Genomic DNA, 22,195 nt, shown 5'->3' on the forward strand with positions numbered 1-22,195 from the left:
TCAGGGGGCAATGGTTATGTCGTTCTTTCGGATCAGGGAGCAGAGGGGAATCTAGCCGACGCCGCGGTCGGAGTCGGCCCAGTACTGGGACCGCAGCGCCTTCTTGTCCGGCTTGCCGAGCGCGGTCAGTGGCAGGGCATCGGCGAAGATCACCCGCTTGGGTGACTGCACCGCACCCTTGCGGTCTTTCACGGACTGCTGGATCTCGGCGGTGATCCGGTCCTTCGCCGCGTCGTCGGCGTCGGCATCGTTGCGCAGCACCACGATCGCGGTGACCGCCTCGCCCCACTTGTCGTCCGGGACACCGATCACGCCGACCTGACCCACTGCCGGGTGTTCGGCGACGACGTCCTCGACCTCGCGCGGGAACACATTGAAGCCACCGGTGACGATCATGTCCTTGGTGCGGTCGACGATGAACCAGAATCCGTCCTCGTCCTCGCGGGCCACGTCGCCGGTGCGCAGCCAGCCGTCGCGGAAGGTGTCCGCGGTCTGTTCGGGGAGGCCCAGGTACCCGCCGGCGAGAAGTGTTCCCGCGACGCAGATCTCGCCGGGTTCGCCCTGCGGGACGGGCTTGTCGTCGGGCCCGAGCAGGGCGGTACGCAGGAAGGCCGACGGCCGTCCGCAGCTGCTCAGCCGACGCTGGTCCTCACCGGGACCCGGATGGTCACCCTTCGCCAGGTAACTGATGACCATCGGCGCCTCGGACTGACCGTAGTACTGCGCGAAGATCGGACCGAAGCGTTCGATGGCCTCGGCCAGCCGGACCGGATTGATCGGCGACGCACCGTAATACACGGTCTCCAGCGAGGACAGATCGCGCGTCTTGGAGTCCGGATGATCCATCAGTGCGTACAGCATCGAGGGCACCAGCATGGTCGCGGTGATCTTCTGCTCCTCGATCGTGCGGAGCACCTCGGCCGGGTCGAATTTGGACAGGACCACCATCGACCCGCCCTTCATGAGGGTGGGGACGAAGAAGGCGGCGCCGGCGTGCGAGAGGGGCGTGCAGAGCAGGAACCGCGGGTGTTCGGGCCATTCCCATTCGGCGAGCTGGATCTGCGTCATCGTCGACATCGCGCGGGCTGTCCCGATGACGCCCTTCGGCTTGCCGGTGGTGCCGCCGGTGTAGGTGATGGAGACGACGTGGTCGGGTGAGAGATGCGCGGCGACAAGGGGCTTCGGCTCGAAATTGTCGGCTTCGGCGATCACGTCCCGCGCGTGGGCGGCGAGTTGCTCCGGCACCGGTCCGAGCGTCAGCACCTGCTTGAGACCGGGAACCCGTTCGAGCAGTGCCGCGGCCCGCTCGACGAACATGGGCACCGGGTCGATGATGAGAGTCGACACGCCGGCGTCGGAGAGCACGTACGCGTGGTCGTCGAGTGAGCCCAGGGGATGCAGTGCGGTGCGGCGCCATCCCTGCGTCTGGCCGGCGCCGATCACGAACAGCACCTCGGGCCGATTCAGCGCGAGCAGGCCGACCGCGGTTCCCGTACCAGCCCCCAACCCCTCGAACGCCTGGATGTACCGACTGATCGACGCGGCCATCTCACCGCCGGTCATCTCCGTGTCGCCGAGCGACAGTACGGTGCGGTCGGCGTGCCGCCGCAGCGCCGCGACCATCAGGTCGCCCATGTGCGTGCCCCCGCGCAGGTGATCGAAGTCGGCCGGTGCTGTCGTCGTACCCTCGTTCGTCATGACCACCAGACTAGGACGTGTTACAGCTCTAGGGAAGAATCTCCACCAAAACCGCACTATGAGACACGAGAACGTGTTCTAACATTCCCTTGCGGATGCGCCTTCCGCGAATCTGAAGTCCGCCACCGGCGAGGGGTGGTGACCTAGGATCGAACCATGACTGATCTCGACCTCGCCACCACCCGGCGTGACATCGCCGACGCCCTGCTGACCGCCCTCGAGCACCGCCACGAGGTCCTCGATGCCATCGTCGACGCCGAGAATCATGACGAGGCCGTCACCGCGATCGTCGACCTGCTCGGCAAATCCAAGCTCGGCGCCGAGGCCATCCTCGACATGAAGCTCGACCAGCTCACCAAGGACGACCGCCGCAAGAACCAGGCCGAACTCGACGACCTCAACAGCGCCCTCACCTTCACGCTCGCCGAACGTCCGGCCAGCAGTGGGGACACCCTTGATCTCCGTCCGTTCGACCCGTCCGCCGACGCCGAACTGTTCTCGGCGCGCACCAACGAGATCGGCACCGCCGGCGACGGTTCGGGCGCTCCCGCCGGCGATGTCGCGGCCGAGATCGATGCCGCCACCGCCCGGGTCGACGCCGAGGAAGCCGTCTGGCTGGTCGCCGTCGAAGGCGAGTCGAAGGTCGGCTTCGTGTTCGGCGAACTGAAGGACGGCGAGATCGACCTGCGCATCTGGATCCACCCGCAGTTCCGCAAGTCGGGGTACGGCACCGCAGCGCTACGCAAGTCCCGTTCGGAGATGGCGGCGTACTTCCCCGGCGTGCCGATGGTCGTCCGCGCGCCCAGCGCCTGACGGTCCACCTACAGTCGACGAACCCACCGCCCGTTCGGGGTGGTGGGTTCGTCTGTTGGTGGCGTGCCGGACAGTCAGGCCCGTTGGGGCCGCGGGAGGCCGAAGTGGGCGACGATCGCGCGGATCCGGTTGTCCTCGTCGACCACGAAGGTCTCGGACACGGTGGCACCCAGGCGAAGGGTCTTGGGTCGGACGTGGACGATGTAGCGCGTGGTGACGCTGTGCCCGTCCACCGTGGCGGTGAAGTCCGAGATCCGGTGGATGAGGCGGAATTGCGGGCCACGCGCGAGGCTGCGGGCGATGTGGTCGCCGTCGCGCCCGGTCCGCACACCGAACTCCACGCGGGTGCAGTCCGGGTGCAGGACGACCGCGGACGGATCGTGACTCACCAAGGCGTCCACATAAGCGCGCGCCGCGGCGATCCGCTCGGCCGAGGGATCTCGGGGCGAGGTCATCGCGCGCCGTACACCGGCATCGGTACCGGCGCCTTGGCCAGGATCTCCTCGATCACCGGGCCGAGCTCGCCGGCCTCCCACCGAGAGCCCTTGTCCCGCTCGATGCTTCGCTGCCATCCATCGGTGATCGAGATCTTGCCGCCCTCGACTTCGAACACCCGGCCGGTCACCGAGCCCGCCGCGGGCGAACCCAGCCAGACCACGAGGGGCGAGACGTTCGCCGGATTCATCGTGTCGAAGGAACCGTCGGCGGGCGCCGCCATCTGAGCGGCCATCGCCTCACCGGCACCCATGGTCATCTGGGTACGGGCGGCCGGAGCGATCGCGTTCACGGTCACACCATACGACCCCAGTTCCGCGGCCGCCTGGATCGTCAGAGCCGCGATGCCGGCCTTCGCCGCTACGTAGTTGCCCTGCCCCACCGAACCGTACAGTCCCGCACCGGAACTCGTGTTGATGATGCGCGCCTGCGGAACGTCGCCGGCCTTCGCCTGGGCACGCCAGTACGCGGCTGCGTGCCGCAGACCGACGAAGTGCCCTTTGAGATGTACGCGGACGACCGCATCCCACTCGTCCTCCGACAGCGAGACCAGCATCCGGTCACGCACGAAACCCGCGTTGTTGACCAGTACGTCGAGGCGTCCGAACGCGGAGAGTGCGGTCTCGACCATGGCCGCACCCGAATCCCAGTCCGCGACGTCGCCCACCGACGCGACTGCCTGCCCGCCGGCGGCGACGATTTCGTCGACGACCTCACTCGCGGGGTCCTCGGCGTAGTCGTTGACGACGACCTTCGCGCCGTCGGCGGCGAACGCGAGGGCGTGGGCGCGTCCGATGCCCTGGCCGGCACCGGTCACGATGACGACACGACCCTCATTCAACTTGCTGGTCACTGATGTTCTTCCTTTCCGAAGTGTCTGCGGCCCCGAACCGCACACCGGGTCTCAGACTGCGTTACCGGCCGTGGCGGCGTCGAGGAATGCCGGCTTCTCGCCACCGCCGTGGACGGTCAGCGTCGACCCGGTGATGTAGCCGGCAAGCGGTGACAAGAGAAAGGCGACCGCGTTGCCGACATCGGCGGGCGTGGCCATCCGCCCCATCGGGATGGTCTCGCCGACGGCTGCCACACCGGCGTCGTCGCCGTAGTGCAGGTGGGACTGTTCGGTGACGACCGGGCCGGCCACGACCGAGTTCACCCGCACCCGCGGCGCCCACTCGACGGCGAGCGAGCTCATCAGGTTGTCGAGTCCGGCCTTCGCCGCACCGTAGGCCGAGGTGCCGGGTGACGGCCGGTGGCCGCTCACGCTCGAGATGTTCACGATGCCACCGCCATCCGGCTGCGTCTGCATCACCGCGTTGGCCGCGCGGGCCACGGCGAGCGGGGCGAGCAGATTGAGGTCGACGATCTTGCTCGCGAACCGGACCGACGCGTCGGCGGCCAGCGCGAACGGGGAGCCGCCGGCATTGTTCACGACACCGTCGATGCGTCCGGCCCGCCCGATGATGTCGTCCATCATCGCCACGACCGCATCCGCGTCGCGGACATCGCAGGACACGAAATCGAGATCGCGGAGGTCGTCGGCGAGATTGTCGGCGTTGCGACCACAGATCACCGGACGGGCGCCGAGCGAACCCAGGACGCGGGTGATCCCGGCACCCACCCCGCGCGCCCCGCCCGTGACCAGGATGACCTTCCCGACCAGGCCCAGCTCGACCTGTGACTGCGTCTGCATGGGTGCTACCCTACCAAACAACCAAGCACTTGCTTGGTGCGCTTCCGCAGTCCCCTCGGACTGTCCGGACCGCCCCATGAGAGGAGCCCGCGTGCCGATCACCACGACACGTTCCGATACCGGGATCGTGACCGTCACCGTCGACTATCCGCCGGTCAACGCGCTGCCATCGGCCGCATGGTTCGAACTCGGCGACGCCATCACCGCCGCCGGCCGGGACCCCTCCACCCACGTGGTGGTGCTCCGCGCAGAAGGTCGGGGCTTCAACGCGGGCGTCGACATCAAGGAGATGCAGGCGACCGACGGCTTCGACGCCCTGATCGGCGCCAACCGCGGATGCGCCGCCGCCTTCAGTGCCGTCTACGACTGCGCCGTCCCCGTCGTCGTCGCCGTCAACGGGTTCTGCGTGGGCGGCGGCATCGGCCTCGTCGGCAATGCCGACGTCATCGTGGCCTCCGACGACGCCGTCTTCGGACTACCCGAGGTGGACCGCGGAGCACTCGGCGCCGCAACCCATCTCGCGCGGCTCGTGCCACAACACATGATGCGCACCCTCTACTTCACCGCCAAGAACGTCACCGCCCAGCAACTCGAGCACTTCGGTTCGGTCTACCGGGTCGTGCCCCGCGAGGAACTGCTCGACGCGGCACTCGAGGTCGCAGAGGCCATCGCCGCCAAGGACACTCGCGTGATCCGCGCAGCCAAGGAGGCGATCAACAACATCGACCCCGTCGACGTCAAGGCGAGTTACCGCCTCGAGCAGGGGTACACCTTCGAGTTGAACCTGGCCGGCGTCGCCGATGAGCACCGCGACGCGTTCGTGTCGACCGGCAAACCACTTGCCGCGAATTCCGCCTCGGATGGAGGACGTGCCTGACATGCCCACCGACAAGACAAGCACTTTCGACGACGTCATCGCCGAGCTACGCGACGGCATGACCATCGGCATCGGCGGATGGGGTTCGCGCCGCAAGCCGATGGCGTTGGTCCGTGCGCTCGCCCGCTCCGAAGTCAAGGACCTCACCGTGGTGACCTACGGTGGCCCCGACCTCGGATTGCTCTGCGCGGCAGGGAAGGTGCGCCGCGCGTACTACGGCTTCGTCTCGCTCGACTCGGCTCCGTTCTACGATCCGTGGTTCGCCAAGGCGCGCACCAACGGCGAGATCGAGGTACGCGAGATGGACGAGGGCATGGTGAAATGCGGCCTCGAAGCAGCCGCCGCACGCGTGCCGTTCCTGCCCATTCGTGCCGGCCTCGGCTCCGACGTCCTCAACTTCTGGGAGGGTGAGCTGAAGACCGTCACCTCGCCCTATCCCGACGCCGACGGCCGGACGCAGACGCTGGTGGCCATGCCGGCACTGAAGCTCGACGCCGCCTTCGTGCACCTGGATCTGGCCGATGCCCACGGCAATGCCGCCTACACCGGGGTCGACCCGTACTTCGACGACCTCTACTGCGCGGCCGCCGAACGTCGCTATCTCGAGGCCGATCAGATCGTCTCCACCGAGGTGCTCGTCAAAACCGTCCCACACCAACGTCTTCTGCTGAACCGAATGGCCGTCGACCGCGTCGTCCACGCGCCCAACGGCGCTCACTTCACGTTTGCCGGGGAGTACGGCCGGGACGAGAAGTTCCAGCAGTTCTATGTGGCGTCGGCGAAGGAGCCCGAGACCTGGGACGCGTTCTCGCGCCGATTCCTCCAGGTCGACGAACAGACCTACCAGCGAGAAGTGACCGCCTGGCAGGACGAGCAGAAGGAGACCGGACAGTGAGCACCGCCGAAACCGCGACCAAGCCCGGTGAATCGTCCGGTACGGATGAACCCACCCGCGCCGAGTACTGCGTGATCTCCTGCGCCGACATCTTCGCCGGCGCCGGCGAGATCATGGCCTCGCCGATGGCGCCCACTCCCCTGCTCGGCGCCCGGCTCGCGCGTCTCACCACCGAACCCGACCTGCTGATCACCGACGGCGAGGCGCTGATCCTCGCCGACACCCCGCCGATCGGGAAGACCGGGCCGATCGAGGGGTGGATGCCGTTCCGCAAGGTGTTCGACGTCGTGGCATCGGGTCGGCGCCATGTTGTCATGGGCGCCAACCAGATCGACCGGCACGGCAACCAGAACCTGTCGGCGTTCGGTCCGTTGCAGCACCCCACTCGTCAGATGTTCGGTGTGCGTGGCGCGCCCGGCAACACCATCAACCACCCCACCAGCTACTGGGTGGCCCGCCACACCGCGCGCGTCTTCGGCGAGTCCGTCGACATCGTGTCGGGCGTCGGTTTCGACAAGGTCGATCCGGAGAACCCGGCCTTCGACGACCTGAACATCCATCGCGTGGTCACCAACCTCGGCGTCTTCGACTTCGGCGGACCAGGCCACACCATGCGGGCCCTGTCCCTGCATCCCGGGGTCGGCGCCGACGAGGTCGCCGAGAACACCGGCTTCGAGGTCGAAGGCGTTGCCGACGCACCCGAAACGCGCCGGCCGACGGCAGAGGAGCTCGGTCTGATCCGGGACGTCCTCGACCCGAAGGGCATCCGCAACAAGGAAGTCCGATGAGCAGTCCCACCAGCGCACAACCGAGTCCCGCGCGCGCCGCCGGACTGTCGACGTCGTTCACCGAGCTCGTCGGCATCGAGTACCCGATCGTCCAGACCGGCATGGGATGGGTGTCCGGACCGTCGCTGACCTCGGCAACCTCGAACGCCGGCGGGCTGGGCATCCTGGCGTCGGCCACGATGACGTTCGCGGAACTCGAGGCGGCCATCGCGAAGACGAAATCGTTGACGGACAAGCCATTCGGTGTGAACATGCGTGCCGACGCGACCGATGCCCCCGAACGCATCGACCTGTTGATCCGAGAGGGCGTCAAGGTCGCCTCCTTCGCGCTGGCCCCGAAACCCGAACTGATCGCGAAGCTCAAGGACAACGGCATCGTCGTGATCCCGTCGATCGGTGCGGCCAAACATGCCGTCAAGGTCGCCTCGTGGGGTGCCGACGCAGTGATCGTCCAGGGCGGCGAGGGCGGTGGTCACACCGGACCGGTCGCCACCACCCTGCTGCTGCCGTCGGTGCTGGATGCGCTGTCCGCCAAAGGTATCGACATGCCGGTGGTCGCCGCGGGCGGGTTCTTCGACGGCCGTGGGCTCGCCGCCGCACTCGCCTACGGGGCTCAGGGCGTGGCCATGGGCACCCGGTTCCTGCTGACGTCGGACAGTGCCGTGCCCGACTCCGTCAAGCAGGAGTACCTCGCCCGCGGTCTCGGCGACACCGTTGTCTCGGTCAAGGTCGACGGCATGCCGCACCGCGTGTTGCGTACCCCGCTGGTGGAGGCGCTCGAGAGCGGGAGCCCGGCCCGGGCCCTCGTCGCCGCGGCCCGCAATGCCAACGAGTTCAAGCAGATGACCGGCATGCGCTGGACGACGATGCTCAAAGACGGGCGCACGATGAAGAAGTCGGGCGAACGCACGTGGCAGCAGGTCATCATGGCGGGCAACACCCCCATGCTGCTCAAGGCCGGCCTCGTCGAAGGTGACACCCGCGCCGGCGTGCTCGCCTCCGGCCAGGTCGTCGGCATGATCGACGACCTGCCCAGCTGTGACGAGTTGATCCAGTCGATCATGACCCAGGCGCACGAACGGCTGAAGGCTCTCGGGTCGTTGGGCTAGGGGCCGCGGCCGCCGGGCCTTCGAGGCTCGTCGCTGGCGCTCCTCACACCTCAGGCAGCGCAGGGCGGCCCGTCACCCCCCCGCCCCCTGAGGAGGCCCGGAGCTTGCGGAGGGCCGTCACGAAGGGTCCGGTACCTTCGGACCGTGACGACTCCGGAAGTCCTGCGCCTGAATTCGGTCGACTTCGTGCGGCAGTCCCGCGCGATCCTCGCGGACATCGACCTCACCGTCCACGCCGGCGAGCGGTGGGCGCTCATCGGCCCGAACGGCGCCGGCAAGTCGACGATCCTGAGCCTATGTGGCGCGGAACAGCATCCGACGCGGGGGACCGTCCATGTCCTCGGACACCAACTGGGGCGCGTCGAGACCCGGAAGCTGCGCGAGTCCATCGGCCACGTCAATCCGCGGCATCCGCTGCGGTCGCCGCTGTCGATCCGCGAGGTGGTGCTGACCGGTGCGACCGGCACGACCGAGCTGATGGACCACCGGGAACCCGCATCGGAGACACTGGCCCGCGCCGACGAACTGATCGAGATGCTCGGCTTGAGCGCGCTCGCGTCGGCGCCGTGGACGAACCTGTCGCAGGGCGAACGCGGCCGGACCCTGATCGCCCGCGCGCTGCTCTCCGATCCTCGACTCCTGCTGCTCGACGAACCGTCGACCGGCCTCGATGTGGCTGCCCGCGAGCGTCTTCTGCAGACCGTCGACCGGCTGCACCGGACACATCCCGATCTCGCGACGGTGCTCGTCACCCATCACCTCGAGGAACTTCCCGAGACGACCACGCATGCCGTGCTGGTGACCGGCGGCCGGATCCTCGCCGCGGGGCCGGTTCACGACATTCTCACCACGGCCCTGGTGACCGAGTGCTTCGATTACCCGATCGAGATCGCCCACCAGGAAGGGCGGTGGTCGGCGCGGGGGGTCGCGACCACTGCTCCCTGAACTCGAGCACCGCGAGTACGGGCCCCGCCAATCCCCGAGCAGTTGGCAGAGCGGACAGGCTCCTCAGGTCCCCAGCGCGAAGGCCGCCGGCGACGAGATGGCACTGCAGATTTCGTGCGCTCCGAGGTCGGTGGTGAACCCGGGCCCTATGCTCGGCTAGCCACCGTGTGACTGGTGGGGTTTCTGTTCACCACGGTTCACTGCGGTTCACCACTGATGTTCGTGTGACATAGACTGCCGCACAGCTTGATTCGACGGCAGATAGGTTGTGGACAAACCTCGTCGTCGAACGTTTTGGCGAGTACATTGGTCTCATGTCCTCGATCACCGAGCTCCGCGACACCCTCATTGGTCTACAACCCCCGCCCGACGACGGGAGTGGTCGCCTGGTAGTCGAGCGACTCGACGAACTACGCGTGCTGCGCAACGTCCTCGATCACCAGATCGCCGTCCACATCGCCCTGTTGGAGGATTCGGGGGCACCGGCGCGAGCAGGGTCGACGACCCGATCCTGGCTGATCGAGATCGGCCTACCCCCGACGGCCGCGCACCGCGGTGCACGGATCGCCGCCGGACTGGGATCGTTGCCGAAAGTCGCTGACTGCGCCGCCGACGGGTATCTGTCTGCCGAGTGTGTTGATGCAGTGGTCCGCGGTATCGCGTCCATCGACAAACAGGCAGCGACTGCGTTGTCCGACGATGACCGGTCGGTGTTCGAGAGCGAACTACTGGCGCAGGCGTTCTCCGGGGCCACCCCCGCCGAGATCAACACTCACGCCCGGAGCATCGCCACGCGGGTCGCCGATGACGATCCGCACGCGGTCGCGCCGGCCGATGATGCGTCGCTGAACACCTTGCACACCAGAGTGACCGACGAAGGCCGGGTCGCGATCACCGGCGATGTGACGGCGGTGATCGGCGAGAAGTTCCTGGCGATGATCGACGAACGCTCCTGTCCGCGTCCCGAACCCGACGGGGCCGACGACCGCCGTGATGTCGGGCAGCGTCGTGCGGACGGGTTGGAGCTACTGCTCGATCAGGCCGCGATCGGTGCGGCGATGACCACCGCAGGTGCACCCCGCACTCAGGTAGTGGTGACCATCCCCGCTGATGGTGTGGGCCCGGCGATTCTGCCGTGGGTGGGCGCGGTCACGGCATCGACGGCACGTCGGTTGTCGTGTGACGGCGGGGTCGCCGAGATCGTCCTCGACGACGAGGGGGTGCCGCTGCGGATGGGGACGACGAAGCGGTTGTTCCCGCATCATCTGCGTCAGGCGATCGTCGTGCGGGATGTGTGTTGCGTGAAATGCGGTGCACCAGCGGCGCATACGCAGGTGCATCATCTGGTGCCATGGGCTGACGGCGGACCGACTGATCTGGACAACGGGTGTCTACTGTGTCAGCGCTGTCATACCCAGGTGCATCATCATGGGTGGGAGGTGGTGATGGGCCCTGATCGTCATCCGTGGTTGATCCCACCGGCCGATATCGACCCGCGGCGTCTACCTCGGCCGGCTTACAACCGGCGCACCATGCGCCTGGACGACGCCCTCGTCTGACCTCACCCCGCCCCCACCAGACCCTCCGGCGTCGTCACCGACCGACGCCACACGACCTTTGACAACTCCACAGTGTTCAACAAGCCCTGGCCGCCGGGGTCTGGTGGCAAAAATCTCTTGCGCGTTGCGCAATTTCGCTCCGAGATCCCGGTGGGCGGGGGGCGATCGGTCTCGGAACGAGGTCGACAGGTCCAGCCCGCTCTCACCGCCTCGGAAGGGCGCGCCTAAGCCGACGGCGTCAGCGTCCAGCCGGCAGCTGCGGTCCGCTGGTTCCAGAACTCGGTGTATCGCCCACCGCGGGTGAGCAGTTCGTCGTGGGTGCCGATGTCGTCGACGCCGCCCTGATCGTCGAGTACGACGATCTGGTCGGCGGCGATCACGGTGGACAGCTTGTGCGCGATGACCAGCACCGTGCTGCGGTCGGCGAGGCGGCGGATGGATTCCGCGACGTGGGACTCGTTCTCGGGGTCGAGAGCGCTTGTCGCCTCGTCGAACAGCACGATCGGCGCGTCCTTCAGCAGGGCGCGTGCGATCGAGACTCGTTGGCGCTCACCGCCGGACAGGGCCGACCCGCCCTCACCGACGACGGTCTGCCAGCCATCGGGCAGCCGGTCGACGATCGAGGTGACCCCCGCGGTCTCGGCGGCGGCCCGGATCTCGTCGTCGGTCGCATCGGGCCGTCCGAGTTTGATGTTCTCCCACAGGGTGTCGTCGAAGAGATAGACGTCCTGGAACACCTGGGACAACTGGCCCATGAGTGCACCGGTCTCCTGCTCCCGCACGTCGACGCCGCCGACCCTCACGACGCCGCCGTCGACGTCGTAGAACCGTGCGATGAGACGGAAGATCGTCGACTTACCCGACCCCGACGGGCCGACGAGTGCAGTCATCGTGCCGGGGCGGGCTCGCAGGGACACATCGCGCAGGACCTGCGCGCCGGTCTCGTACCCGAAAGCGACACCGTCGAGTTCGACAGCACCCGGTTCGGTGATCGGCGTGGGTTGATCGGGGGTGGGCATCCGGTCGGTGTCGAGCACCCCGGTGATGCGGTTGATCTCGTCGGTGGACATGCGCAGCGTCGAACCGAGTTCGGCGAGTTCGCCGATCGGGCCGAAGAAGCGGGCCGCGAGGCCGAAGACGGCGATCAGCAGGGCCGGCTCGATGTGGCCCGCCACGGCCAGCCCCGCGCCGAGCGCGAGCACGGCACTGAAGACGACCTGCACCGACAACCCGTTCAGCAGGATGCCGAGGATCGAGCGCCAGAGCATCGACTTGCCCACGCGTGCTTGTTGTCCGAGTGCGTCGGCGAGCGGCTTGTGCGCGGAGTCCGAGTCGCCGAAGGCCCGCAGCACCGCCTGGCAGCGGGCGAACTCCAGGACCCGGTTGTTGACCTTGACGGCCTCGGCACGCTTACGGCCCTCGGACTTCGCGAGGAACGAACTCGACAGCTTGCCGACGTACATCAGCAGCAGCGTCCCGGCGACCATCAGAAGACCGATGCGCCAGTCGAAGAAGCAGATACCGATGACGACCACGACGGAGCTCACCATGTTGACGACGACCGGGGTGATGTAGTGCGCGCCGGTACTGCCCACGAACATCGTTCCCTTGACCGCGATCTGGGAGACGTCACCGACGCGGTCGCGGGTGAACCAGCCGAGCGGCAGCGTGACCATGTGATCGCCGAGACGGTGGTGCAGCATGCGCATCGCGTAGAGCGCCATCGTCATGCCCTTGAGCGACTGCACGTAGGCACTGACCGCACAGATGACGACCAGAACGGCCAACGGCCACAACCACATCGCGGCGGCGGAGAGGTCACCGGTCAGCAGGTGTTCGACGATCGGGACCAGGGTCAGCATCGCCAGCCCCTGCGCGACGCCGTAGACGACCACCCAGGTCAGGAAGACGACCATCCGGGACCGTTCGGAACCCAGGATCGTGTAGAAACCGCGGATCATCGTGCCGCCTCGCTGCTCGTGACCGCGCCCCGCGCGATCTCCTCGTCCTGCCTGGTGGTCCCGGCCTCGTAGGAGGCCCACATCGACGCGTACAACCCGCCGCGGGCGACCAGTTCGTCCTGCCGACCCTGTTCGACGACCCGACCCCGATCCAGGACGACGATGTTGTCCGCGTGCGTGATCGAGCCCAGACGGTGCGCGATGACGAGCACCGTGCGCCCGACCATCAACGCGCCGATGGCCTGCTGGATCTGCGCCTCCGACTCCGGGTCGGCGAAGGCGGTGGCCTCGTCGAGGACGAGGATCGGGGTGTCGGCGAGCAGGGCCCGCGCGATCGAGACACGTTGCGCCTCACCGCCGGAGAAGTGTGCCCCGTCGCCGACCACGGTGTCGTAGCCGTCGGGCAGCTCGAGGATGCGGTCGTGGATCTGGGCGGCGCGGGCGGCGTCGTAGACCTGCTCGTCACTCGCGTCCGGACGGCCCAGGCGGATGTTGTCGCGCACCGACATCGTCAGTAATTGCACGTCCTGGAGCACGAACCCGACGTGGCGATAGAGCTCGGTGGGCGCGATGTCGCGGACATCGACCCCACCGATGCGCACCGCACCGGAGTCGGGATCGCCAAAGCGGGGCAGCAGCGTCGCAAGCGTCGACTTGCCGCTTCCCGACGGCCCGACGAGAGCGGTCACGGTTCCCTCGGCCAGTTCGACACTGACCCCGTCGAGGGCCTTCACCCCGGACGGGACACCGAGGCGCGGCGGGTAGGTGAAGTGCACGTTCTCGACCCGCACATCGTGCCCGGCGGGCACCTGGGGGTTCTCCGGAACCGTCAGCTCCGGTTCGGCGAGCAGCGAGGCGATACGCAGGGCGGCGGCCGAGGCCTGCTGACGGGTGTGGACCGCGGTCGAGACCGTGAGCAGCGCGGTCGGCAACACCATCGCGATCAGCGTCGACCCGACGAGCTCGATCGGCTGGACCCACCCGTTGTCGACGAGCCAGTACCCGACGCCGAGGTTGACCAGCAGGATCAGCGGCGCGCTGATCAGGACGGTGGTGACCGCCTGTACGCGGAGCATCGGCCCCATGTAGCCGGCGAAGTCGTCGTTGAACTCGTCGGCGGCATCGACGAACCGCCGGTGTGCCTTGCCGGTCTGCCCGAAGGTCTTCACGACGGCGACGCCCGAGATGAACTCGACGATCGTGGCGCTGATCCGCGCGACGCCCTTGTCCATCTTCTCCATCTCGGTCGTGAGGTCCCGAGCCATGTAGGAGTAGGTCAGCGCGTACAGCGGCACCGTCGCGATCGCGAGCAGCCCCAGGCGCCAGTCCAGGTAGAAGCAGTAGATCAGCGCGAAGATCGGCGACAGCATCGCGGCTGTGGCCTCGACGGTCGCGTGCGCGACGAGATAGTGCAGGTCGGCGACATCGTTCTGCACCGACTTGCGGACCGCACCCGAGCTGGTCCGGCTGAACCACCCCAGCGGCAGCCGACCCAGCTTGTCCGCGATGCGGATTCGAAGTTGCGCCTGGAGATCGAGATCGGCGAAGTGGGTGATCGCCAGTGCGAGGAAGCTGAAGGCGGCGCGAGCGCCGAGCCCACCGACCACCAGCCACACGACCAGCCAGACGCGCCCGGAGTCGACCGGTCCCGGTTCGAGCAGGATGCGCCCGAGTTCGACGATCCCGATGAACGGCACCACCGTGGCGGCGGAGGCGAAGATCTGGACGAACTGGGCCAGCAGCGTGCGCTTCTTCACCGGGGCCAGGACGTCGGCGAGGGCAGCGGCTTTCGCCTTGGACTCGGATCTGGCCTGAGCGCGCGCGGCTTTCGGATCGTCGGGTTCGACGTCGACGTCGGAGACTGGTGCCGGCGCGGCCACATCGGTTCCGCCAATTGTCATACGCGCACAATAACGGCCAGACGTTGGGAAAGGAAAGCTACCCTAACTTCGACGCGCGTGGTTAGCGCGGCAGGATGCCGTCGAGCACCACCGACAGGTACTGATCAGCGATCGAGTCGACCGTCATCGAGCCCCCGGGCCGATACCACCGCACTGCGACCCACACGGTGTCGCGCATGAAGCGGTAGACGAGTTCGACGTCGAGATCGGCCCGGAATTCCCCGTTTTCTACGCCGCGCTGCAGCACCGACTGCCACAGCTGCCTGAATTCGACGTTCAGTTCGGAGATGTAGGCGAAACGTTCCTGGCCGGAAAGACGCTTTGCCTCGTCCTGGTAGATCGCCACCGCGTTGCGTTCGGCATCGATGGACTCGAACGACGCGATGACGAGGCCCCGCAGGGTCTCGGTCGCCGACTTGCTCGACGCCGCGATCTGCCGGTAGCGAGCGAACAGGTCGTCGAGGAAACCCCGCAGGATCTCGTCGACCATCGACTCCTTCGAGTCGAAATGGTGATACAGACTCCCAGAGAGGATTCCGGCCGCGTCGGCGATGTCCCGGACCGTCGTCGAGCGCAGCCCTTGCTCGGCGAACATGCGCCCGGCGGTCGCCAACAACTCGTCCCGGCGCGACGAACGAGTCGGCGCGTCGGCGGTACTCGCAGCGGTCCGGCCGTTCGCGTCGATCCTGGTCTGACCTCGTGGTGACAAGCGCATCCTCCTGGAAGAGTGTGCGCTCACCCTAGCAAGCGCTTGGCCGGGACCGTCGGACGACGATCCCGGCCAAGACGACCGATGTTATGCGCCGAGGCGCTTCCGCACCTTCTTCATGGCGCGGTTGTTGAAGAACTTCCACAGCTTCAGCTGGTTGTTGGTCAGCCTGGCGTCCTTGGGCAGGAACGGTGGCGACATCATCTCGGCAACGCTGACCGGCAGCGTCGAGAACGCGACGGCCCGAGCATGGCTGAAGGTCTCGAAACCGGTGCGGCCGTGATACCCGCCCATTCCGCTGTTACCGACGCCGGCGAACGGCAGTTCGCCACTGAACAGGTGGATGGCGAAGTCGTTGCCGTTGATCGAACCACTGCGGGTGTTGTCGGCCAGCTTCTGGAACCGCTCGTTCTGATCGCCGCACCAGTACATGGTCAGCGGATGCGGGTGCGAGCCGATCTGGCTGATGACCTCGGACAGGTCGCGGTAGGGGTACACGGTCAGCACCGGACCGAAGACCTCGTCCTCCTCGATCTTCATGCCCGCCTTGACGCCGGTGAGCAGCGTCGGCGGAATCTTGCGGCGTTCGGCGTCCGGCAGCGGTTCGCCGCCGGGGATCACCTGACGCTTGGTGGCGCCGAGCTGCTCGGCGTCGTCGATGAGCCCGAGGATCCGCTCGTAGTTCTTCTGGTTGATCGTCGACGTGAACTGCTCGTTGTCGATGATCGTCGGGAAGTTCTCGGTCCACCGCGCGACGACCTTGTCGGTGAACTCGCCGAGCTTGGCCTCGGGGACGAAGACGTAGTCCGGGCATAGGCACACCTGGCCGCCGTTGACCATGCGGGCGTCGGCGAGCATCGTCGCGGCTTTGTCGATGTCGGCGTCGACGTCGACGACGGCCGGGTTCTTGCCGCCGAGTTCGAGGGTGACCGGGATCAGGTTCTTCGCGGCCTCCTGGGCCACCGAAGCACCCACGCCGGGCGAGCCGGTGAAGAACATGTGGTCGACCTTGAGCTTGGCGAAGTCCGATCCCGAGCCGTGCTTGGAGGTGGCGATCGCCAGCTCCTCGATCGAAAAGTAGTTCGGTGCGTGCTTCGCGATCACGTCGGTGGTCTTCGCGGTCACCGACGACGGTCGCATGATGACCCGGTTACCGGCGGCGAACGCCGAACCCGCGGGCACGACCGTCAGCTGCAGCGGGAAGTTCCACGGCCCCATGATGCCGACGACGCCCAGCGGGTCGTGGCGGATGCTCTGCTTGTACCCGAGCAGGCCCTGCACCTTCGCGACCTTCGACTCGGCCATCCACTCCTTGACCCCGCGACGCTGGTGGGCGAGGTCGATCATGCAGCCGGCCACATCGGCGGCGAGCGAGAGCTCGCGCGGGCGGGCACCGAAGTCCTCGGCCAGCGCGGCGGCGATCTCGTCGGCGTTGTCGAGGAGCAGGGCTGCAAGCCGCGTGATGCGGTCGATGCGCGTGTCGGCGTCGGGGATCCCGTCGCGCAGGAACGCCGCGCGCTGGATCTCGACCAGTTCGGTCAAACTATGCGCTTCCGACGAGACGCCACGCGTCGCGCCGGTGGCGCCGGTGCTGGTGTGCTCAGCAGGCTTGGTCATCGAGATCCCCTCAGCTAGGTCGTGCTGCACCTGACGTGCGGCGGTTGGAACGAAATGGTCCGCGTGTGCCACACAATAGTATGCGCCAGATCACACCCGTATGTGGGCACGCCTGTTGTCAGAATGGTACGGCCTCGAGAGGGGAACGTCGAGGGGCGAACTGTGGCCCTCAGGCAGCAGAGGTGGTGACTCTCAGCCGAGCCGCTCGATGATCGTGACGTTGGCGGTCCCGCCGCCCTCGCACATCGTCTGGAGTCCGTAGCGGCCGCCGGTGCGCTCGAGTTCGTTGAGGAGGGTCGCGAACAGCTTGGCGCCGGTGGCGCCGAGGGGGTGACCGAGTGCGATGGCGCCACCGTTGGGGTTGACCTTCGCCGGGTCCGCGCCGGTCTCCTTGAGCCACGCGAGCACGACCGGCGCGAACGCCTCGTTGATCTCGACGACGTCGATGTCGTCGATGGACATGCCGGTCTTGTCGAGGGCGTACTTGGTGGCCGGGATCGGCGCGGAGAGCATCATCACGGGGTCGTCGCCGCGCACGGACAGGTGGTGGATGCGGGCTCGCGGTGTCAGATTGTGTTCCTTCAGCGCGCGTTCGGAGACGACGAGGGTCGCCGACGACCCGTCGGCGATCTGCGAGGCGACGGCCGCGGTGAGCCGGGAACCATCGGCGAGGACCTGCAGGCCGGCCATCTTCTCCATCGAGGTCTCGCGCGGGCATTCGTCGACGACGCAGTCACCGAGGGCGACGTTCTCGTTGTCGAACTTGCCGTCGGCGATCGCGGCCCGGGCCCGCTCGTGCGACTGCAGCGCCCAGCGCTCCATGTCCTCGCGACTGATGTCCCACTTCTTCGCCATCATGTCGGCGCCGAGGAACTGCGAGATCTGCGCGTCGCCGAAACGTTCCTGCCAGCCGGCGGATTCAGCGGTGGGCGTGGTGAATCCGAACTCCTTGCCCGAGATCATCGCCTGCGAGATCGGGATGGCGCTCATGTTCTGCAGGCCGCCGGCGACGACGATGTCCTGGGTTCCGCTCATGATGCCCTGCGCTGCGAAGTGGATGGCCTGCTGGCTGGACCCGCACTGCCGGTCGACGGTGGTGCCGGGCACCTCGAGCGGGAGACCGGCTGCGAGCCAGGCGGTCCGGGCGACGTTGCCCGCCTGGCCACCGATGGCGTCGAGGCAGCCGAACACCACGTCGTCGACGGCCGCGGGGTCGATGCCGGTGCGCTCGACGAGTGCGGAGATGATGTGGGCGCCGAGATCGGCGGGGTGGGTCTTGGCGAGCGAGCCGTTGCGCTTGCCGACCGGGGTGCGGACGGCGTCGACGATGTAGGCCTGGGGTGTGGTCATGGTCGGTGCTCCTTGAATCGGTAGAAGTCGTTGGCGGTCAAGCACGCTGGCTGGAGATCGAGACGACCTCGCCGGTGAGGTAGGTGGTGTAGTCGCTGGCCAGCATCGCAACGGTCGCGGCGACCTCCCAGACCTCGGCCGCGCGCCCGTAGGCCTCTCGGGAGGCGAGTTCGTCGAGGAGGTCGTCGCTCGTGACCTTGGCCAGGAACGGGTGTTTCGCGATCGACGGTGCGATCGCGTTGATGCGCACCCCGACGTCGGCGGCTTCAAGTGCCGAACAGCGGGTCAGGGCCATCACCCCGGCCTTCGCCGCGGCGTAGTGCGCCTGTCCGCGCTGGGCCCGCCAGCCGAGGACAGAGGCGTTGTTGACGATCACGCCGTTGTGCTCGACCGAGCCGAAATACCGCAGGGCTGCGCGGGTGGCGCGGAATGTACCGGTGAGCGTGATGTCGAGGACACGATCCCATTCCTCGTCGGTCATCTCGGCGACCGGGGTCTCGCCGCCGAGCCCGGCATTGTTGACCAGTACGTCGATACGTCCGAGTTCGGTTGCGGCATCGGCGATCAGCGCGTCGACCTCCGCGGTGACCTGCACATTGCAGGTGCGCTGGGTGACCGTGCGCTCCGGGAATTCCGCCGACAGCTTCTCGGCGGCCTCACCGAGGCGTCGTTCATGCCAGTCGCTGATGAGCACATCCGCGCCTTCGAGCAACGCACGCCGGGCCGACGCGAAGCCGATTCCCGTTCCGGCGGCGGCGGTCACCACGACCTTCTTGCCCAGCAGCAGGCCGTGCCCGGCGATCTCGGCAGGCGGTGTGGCCAGCGGCGAGACCGCTCGGCCGGCCGCCCGGGCCCCGTTGACGTCGACTCCGGTCATCTCAGCGTGCCTCTCGGGGTAGGCCGAGCACGCGCTCGGCGATGATGTTGCGCTGCACCTCGTTCGAGCCGCCGTAGATGGTGTCGGCGCGGGTGAACAGGTAGAGCCGTTGCCATTCGTCGAGTTCGACGTTCTCCGGGTCGGCGATGTCGTTGGCCTTGCCTTCGGCGGTCGCGGCCGGCCCGATCAGCGACGGTGCGCCCACGACGTCCATCGCGAGCTCACCGAGGTCGCGATGCCAGTTGGCCCACAACAACTTCGAGACCGAGGCCGCACCCGCTTGCGAGGTCACGTCCCCGTCCAGCGTCCGCTGGGCGTGGGCGCGCATGACCATCAACCCGATATCCGCCCGAGCCAGCCGCGACGCGATCTCCGGGTCGTCCAGCGCCCCGTTGGCTCGCGCGAGATCGGTGAGATTGCCCAGCTCGCGCGCGAATCCGACCTGCTGACCCAGCGTCGACACCCCGCGCTCGAACTGCAGCAGCCCCATCGCCACCTTCCAGCCGTCGCCCGGGTCACCGACGATGAGATCGGCATCGGTTTCCGCGTCGTCGAAGAACACCTCGTTGAATTCTGAAGTGCCGGTGAGCTGTTGGATCGGGCGGACGGTGACGCCCGGTTGGTCGAGCGGCACCAGCAGGAAACTCAGTCCGGCATGGCGCGACGATCCCTTCTCGGTACGCGCGATCACGAACACCCACTGCGCCACGTGGGCGAGCGAGGTCCAGATCTTCTGGCCGTTGATGATCCACTTGCCGTCTTCGAGCCGCGCCGACGTGGACACGCCCGCGAGGTCCGATCCGGCGCCCGGCTCGGAATAACCCTGCGACCACAACTCGGTGACATCGACGATGCCGGGCAGGAAACGCCGCTTCTGCTCGTCGGTCCCGTAGGCGATGAGCGTGGGGCCCAACAGTTCCTCGCCCAGATGATTCACGCGCGCAGGTGCGTTTGCACGTGCGTACTCGCGATGGAAGATGATGCGCTGTTCGAGCGTCGCACCACGACCGCCGTACTCGACCGGCCAGCCGATGCAGGTCCACCCGGCGCGCGCGAGGTGACGATCCCATTCGAGGCGCTCGGCGAAGAACTCGTGTTCGCTGCCCGGCCCCCCACGACCCTTCAGATCGGCGAAGTCGCCGGCGAGGTTCTCGTCGAGCCACGCACGCACCGCGGCCGCGAACTCGGTGGTGGCGTTCGGTGTCGATTTCGCCCATTCACCCAGGTCGACGGCACGATCGGCGAGATTCGTCGTGGTCATGGGCGCTAGCATAACGCACCAAGCAAGTGCTAGGTTGGGCGCATGGCGCAGACCCCACTGCACGAGGTCCTCCCCACGCCCACGACCCCGGCCGCACTGCGCCGGGCGGCGCAGACCTGGCCCGACCGTATCGCTCTCGTCGACGGTCAGTGGCAGTCTTCGACGCATCCGCGGATCGAGTCGACCTGGACCCGTCTCCACGAGTCCGTCCGGGATTTCGCGGCAGCGTTGGTGGCCTCGGGTATCGAGGCCGGCGACCGGGTCGCCATCTGGTCGCCGAACAGCTTCCACTGGCCGATTGCGGCGCTCGGGATCCACTACGCCGGTGCGACGCTCGTCCCCTTGAACACGCGCTACACCGCGGGCGAGGCGATCGAGATCATCGAACGGTCCGGGGCCCGGGCCGTCGTCGTGTCCGGCGAGTTCCTCGGTGCCGATCATGCGGCCGAGTTGTTGCGCGATCACCGCGCCACGATGCCCGACGTCGTGATCCGGGTGTCGCTCACGGACGACGCCGCCCCGCTCGACGGTGCCGTCGACTGGGATGAGTTCCTCAGTCGGGCGGCAACCCCCGACGCACTCGCCGAAGCCGACCGACGCGCCGATGCCGTCTCACCCGACGATCTCTCCGACATCCTCTTCACCTCCGGCACGACCGGAAAGTCGAAGGGTGTGCTGGCCACCCACCGGCAGACCCTGACCGGCTCGTACGGCTGGGGCGCGAACGCCGGCCTGGGCCCGGACGACCGCTACCTGATGGTCAATCCCTACTTCCACACCTTCGGCTACAAGGCGGGCATCCTGCCGAGCGTGCTGTTCGGCGTGACCATGCTGCCGCTCGCCGTCTATTCACCGGACCAGGCGATGAAACTCGTGTCCGACGAACGCGCGACGGTCTTCCCGGGCGCGCCCACCATCTTCCAGACCATCCTCGACGACCCGAAGCGGGCCGACCACGACCTCTCCAGCCTGCGGATCGTCATCACCGGTGCCGCGATCGTGCCCGTCGTCCTCGTCGAACGCCTGCAACACGACCTGGGCGTCGACACCGTCATCACCGCCTACGGCCTGACCGAGGCGAGCGGCTTCGTCTCGACGTGCACCCCCGACGACGACGATGCGACGGTTGCCAACACCTGCGGACGTGCGTTCCCGGGTATGGAGATCACGCTCTCCGACGACGGTGAGGTGCTGGCGCGCGGAGACATGGTGATGGTCGGCTACCTCGACGACCCGGAGGCCACCGCCGCGACGATCGACGCCGACGGGTGGCTGCACACCGGCGACATCGGGACCCTCGACGAGCGCGGCAACCTCAAGATCACCGACCGGCTCAAAGACATGTACATCTGCGGCGGGTTCAACGTCTACCCCGCGGAGATCGAGCAGACCCTCGCGCGGCTCGACGGTGTCACCGAGTCCGCGGTCGTCGGCGTGCCCGACGACCGGCTCGGCGAGGTCGGCCGCGCCTACCTGACGGTCCGGGCGGACGCCGACCTCGACGAGGCGCAGGTCATCGCGTTCGCCAAGGAGCAACTCGCCAACTTCAAGATCCCCCGGTCGGTGGTCTTCGTCGACGAGTTCCCCCGCAACGCGTCGGGCAAGATCCTCAAGCGCAACCTCACCTGACCCCAGGATTTCGTAGCG

Annotated in this window: 19 protein-coding genes; 8 read left to right on the plus strand and 11 right to left on the minus strand. The window is 67.5% G+C overall.

Annotation, left to right across the window (positions count from 1 at the left end):
• Positions 1 to 51: 51 nt before the first annotated feature.
• On the minus strand, positions 52 to 1,698 hold the full coding sequence (gene fadD8, locus GR168_RS18735; RefSeq protein WP_159371413.1) for a fatty-acid--CoA ligase FadD8: 1,647 nt from the start codon (positions 1,696 to 1,698) through the stop codon (positions 52 to 54).
• A 156-nt stretch (positions 1,699 to 1,854) separates the two neighbouring features.
• Here fadD8 and GR168_RS18740 point away from each other — a divergent pair, with 156 nt between their 5' ends.
• The gene (locus GR168_RS18740) at positions 1,855 to 2,511 is read left to right on the plus strand and encodes a GNAT family N-acetyltransferase (protein ID WP_078113612.1); all 657 of its coding nucleotides are present in this window, start codon (positions 1,855 to 1,857) and stop codon (positions 2,509 to 2,511) included.
• 74 nt (positions 2,512 to 2,585) lie between these two features.
• Here the strand turns inward: GR168_RS18740 and GR168_RS18745 are convergent, their stop codons facing one another.
• Genes GR168_RS18745 through GR168_RS18755 form a run of 3 tightly spaced genes read right to left on the minus strand, consistent with a single transcriptional unit; the run spans position 2,586 to position 4,699 of the window.
• Positions 2,586 to 2,966 (minus strand): nuclear transport factor 2 family protein, encoded by a 381-nt coding sequence (locus GR168_RS18745; protein ID WP_058253928.1) that lies wholly within the window; start codon positions 2,964 to 2,966, stop codon positions 2,586 to 2,588.
• Positions 2,963 to 3,859, minus strand: coding sequence for an SDR family oxidoreductase (locus tag GR168_RS18750; protein ID WP_159371414.1), 897 nt, complete (start codon positions 3,857 to 3,859; stop codon positions 2,963 to 2,965). Before GR168_RS18750 ends, GR168_RS18745 begins: the two co-directional genes overlap by 4 nt.
• Positions 3,860 to 3,910: 51 nt before the next feature.
• Entirely contained in the window at positions 3,911 to 4,699 is a 789-nt protein-coding gene (locus tag GR168_RS18755; RefSeq protein WP_058253930.1) for an SDR family oxidoreductase, read from the minus strand.
• Positions 4,700 to 4,790: 91 nt separating this feature from the next.
• Between GR168_RS18755 and echA20 the strand changes: the two genes are divergently transcribed.
• From echA20 to GR168_RS18785, 6 genes are all read left to right on the plus strand, one after another.
• The gene (echA20, locus tag GR168_RS18760) at positions 4,791 to 5,576 is read left to right on the plus strand and encodes a (7aS)-7a-methyl-1,5-dioxo-2,3,5,6,7,7a-hexahydro-1H-indene-carboxyl-CoA hydrolase (RefSeq protein WP_058253931.1); all 786 of its coding nucleotides are present in this window, start codon (positions 4,791 to 4,793) and stop codon (positions 5,574 to 5,576) included.
• 1 nt (position 5,577) lies between these two features.
• On the plus strand, positions 5,578 to 6,471 hold the full coding sequence (locus GR168_RS18765) for a CoA-transferase (protein WP_058253935.1): 894 nt from the start codon (positions 5,578 to 5,580) through the stop codon (positions 6,469 to 6,471).
• Positions 6,468 to 7,259: a CoA-transferase gene (locus GR168_RS18770; RefSeq protein WP_159371415.1), complete on the plus strand. Its 792-nt coding sequence runs from the start codon at positions 6,468 to 6,470 to the stop codon at positions 7,257 to 7,259. The genes GR168_RS18765 and GR168_RS18770 overlap by 4 nt, the downstream gene beginning before the upstream one ends.
• Positions 7,256 to 8,368 carry a nitronate monooxygenase gene (locus tag GR168_RS18775; RefSeq protein WP_058253933.1) on the plus strand — a complete coding sequence of 371 codons (1,113 nt, stop codon included), beginning with the start codon at positions 7,256 to 7,258 and terminating at the stop codon, positions 8,366 to 8,368. The genes GR168_RS18770 and GR168_RS18775 overlap by 4 nt, the downstream gene beginning before the upstream one ends.
• A gap of 144 nt (positions 8,369 to 8,512) precedes the next feature.
• On the plus strand, positions 8,513 to 9,313 hold the full coding sequence (locus tag GR168_RS18780) for an ATP-binding cassette domain-containing protein (RefSeq protein ID WP_058253934.1): 801 nt from the start codon (positions 8,513 to 8,515) through the stop codon (positions 9,311 to 9,313).
• A 314-nt stretch (positions 9,314 to 9,627) separates the two neighbouring features.
• The gene (locus tag GR168_RS18785; RefSeq protein ID WP_159371416.1) at positions 9,628 to 10,872 is read left to right on the plus strand and encodes an HNH endonuclease signature motif containing protein; all 1,245 of its coding nucleotides are present in this window, start codon (positions 9,628 to 9,630) and stop codon (positions 10,870 to 10,872) included.
• 224 nt (positions 10,873 to 11,096) lie between these two features.
• Here GR168_RS18785 and GR168_RS18790 read toward each other — a convergent pair whose 3' ends face one another.
• The 7 genes from GR168_RS18790 to GR168_RS18820 all read right to left on the minus strand — a co-directional run bounded on the left by GR168_RS18790 (position 11,097) and on the right by GR168_RS18820 (position 20,548).
• Positions 11,097 to 12,833, minus strand: coding sequence for an ABC transporter ATP-binding protein (locus GR168_RS18790; RefSeq protein WP_159371417.1), 1,737 nt, complete (start codon positions 12,831 to 12,833; stop codon positions 11,097 to 11,099).
• Positions 12,830 to 14,734 carry an ABC transporter ATP-binding protein gene (locus GR168_RS18795; RefSeq protein WP_078112632.1) on the minus strand — a complete coding sequence of 635 codons (1,905 nt, stop codon included), beginning with the start codon at positions 14,732 to 14,734 and terminating at the stop codon, positions 12,830 to 12,832. The genes GR168_RS18790 and GR168_RS18795 overlap by 4 nt, the downstream gene beginning before the upstream one ends.
• Before the next feature lie 61 nt (positions 14,735 to 14,795).
• On the minus strand, positions 14,796 to 15,443 hold the full coding sequence (locus tag GR168_RS18800) for a TetR/AcrR family transcriptional regulator (RefSeq protein ID WP_058249973.1): 648 nt from the start codon (positions 15,441 to 15,443) through the stop codon (positions 14,796 to 14,798).
• 87 nt (positions 15,444 to 15,530) lie between these two features.
• Complete coding sequence (locus tag GR168_RS18805) at positions 15,531 to 17,060, minus strand: aldehyde dehydrogenase family protein (protein WP_078112633.1); 1,530 nt, start codon at positions 17,058 to 17,060, stop codon at positions 15,531 to 15,533.
• Positions 17,061 to 17,252: 192 nt separating this feature from the next.
• Entirely contained in the window at positions 17,253 to 18,410 is a 1,158-nt protein-coding gene (locus GR168_RS18810; protein ID WP_078112634.1) for an acetyl-CoA C-acetyltransferase, read from the minus strand.
• Between the two features lie 37 nt (positions 18,411 to 18,447).
• Positions 18,448 to 19,287 carry an SDR family oxidoreductase gene (locus GR168_RS18815; protein ID WP_058249907.1) on the minus strand — a complete coding sequence of 280 codons (840 nt, stop codon included), beginning with the start codon at positions 19,285 to 19,287 and terminating at the stop codon, positions 18,448 to 18,450.
• Position 19,288: 1 nt separating this feature from the next.
• The gene (locus GR168_RS18820) at positions 19,289 to 20,548 is read right to left on the minus strand and encodes an acyl-CoA dehydrogenase family protein (protein ID WP_078112635.1); all 1,260 of its coding nucleotides are present in this window, start codon (positions 20,546 to 20,548) and stop codon (positions 19,289 to 19,291) included.
• A 42-nt stretch (positions 20,549 to 20,590) separates the two neighbouring features.
• Between GR168_RS18820 and GR168_RS18825 the strand changes: the two genes are divergently transcribed.
• Complete coding sequence (locus GR168_RS18825) at positions 20,591 to 22,177, plus strand: FadD3 family acyl-CoA ligase (RefSeq protein WP_159371418.1); 1,587 nt, start codon at positions 20,591 to 20,593, stop codon at positions 22,175 to 22,177.
• Positions 22,178 to 22,195: the final 18 nt, after the last annotated feature.

This window comes from Gordonia sp. JH63, from assembly GCF_009856645.1.
GTDB classification, from domain to species: Bacteria; Actinomycetota; Actinomycetes; order Mycobacteriales; family Mycobacteriaceae; genus Gordonia; species Gordonia hongkongensis.

Excerpts from the sequence above, each read along its gene's own strand:
- GR168_RS18740 (WP_078113612.1), top strand. The coding sequence starts at position 1,855 with ATGACTGATCTCGACCTCGCCACCACCCGGCGTGACATCGCCGACGCC.
- GR168_RS18775 (WP_058253933.1), top strand. The coding sequence starts at position 7,256 with ATGAGCAGTCCCACCAGCGCACAACCGAGTCCCGCGCGCGCCGCCGGA.
- GR168_RS18820 (WP_078112635.1), bottom strand. The coding sequence starts at position 20,548 with ATGACCACGACGAATCTCGCCGATCGTGCCGTCGACCTGGGTGAATGG.
- GR168_RS18765 (WP_058253935.1), top strand. The coding sequence starts at position 5,578 with ATGCCCACCGACAAGACAAGCACTTTCGACGACGTCATCGCCGAGCTA.
- GR168_RS18745 (WP_058253928.1), bottom strand. The coding sequence starts at position 2,966 with ATGACCTCGCCCCGAGATCCCTCGGCCGAGCGGATCGCCGCGGCGCGC.
- GR168_RS18805 (WP_078112633.1), bottom strand. The coding sequence starts at position 17,060 with ATGACCAAGCCTGCTGAGCACACCAGCACCGGCGCCACCGGCGCGACG.
- fadD8 (WP_159371413.1), bottom strand. The coding sequence starts at position 1,698 with ATGACGAACGAGGGTACGACGACAGCACCGGCCGACTTCGATCACCTG.
- GR168_RS18815 (WP_058249907.1), bottom strand. The coding sequence starts at position 19,287 with ATGACCGGAGTCGACGTCAACGGGGCCCGGGCGGCCGGCCGAGCGGTC.
- GR168_RS18795 (WP_078112632.1), bottom strand. The coding sequence starts at position 14,734 with ATGACAATTGGCGGAACCGATGTGGCCGCGCCGGCACCAGTCTCCGAC.
- GR168_RS18790 (WP_159371417.1), bottom strand. The coding sequence starts at position 12,833 with ATGATCCGCGGTTTCTACACGATCCTGGGTTCCGAACGGTCCCGGATG.
- GR168_RS18810 (WP_078112634.1), bottom strand. The coding sequence starts at position 18,410 with ATGACCACACCCCAGGCCTACATCGTCGACGCCGTCCGCACCCCGGTC.
- GR168_RS18755 (WP_058253930.1), bottom strand. The coding sequence starts at position 4,699 with ATGCAGACGCAGTCACAGGTCGAGCTGGGCCTGGTCGGGAAGGTCATC.
- GR168_RS18785 (WP_159371416.1), top strand. The coding sequence starts at position 9,628 with ATGTCCTCGATCACCGAGCTCCGCGACACCCTCATTGGTCTACAACCC.
- GR168_RS18825 (WP_159371418.1), top strand. The coding sequence starts at position 20,591 with ATGGCGCAGACCCCACTGCACGAGGTCCTCCCCACGCCCACGACCCCG.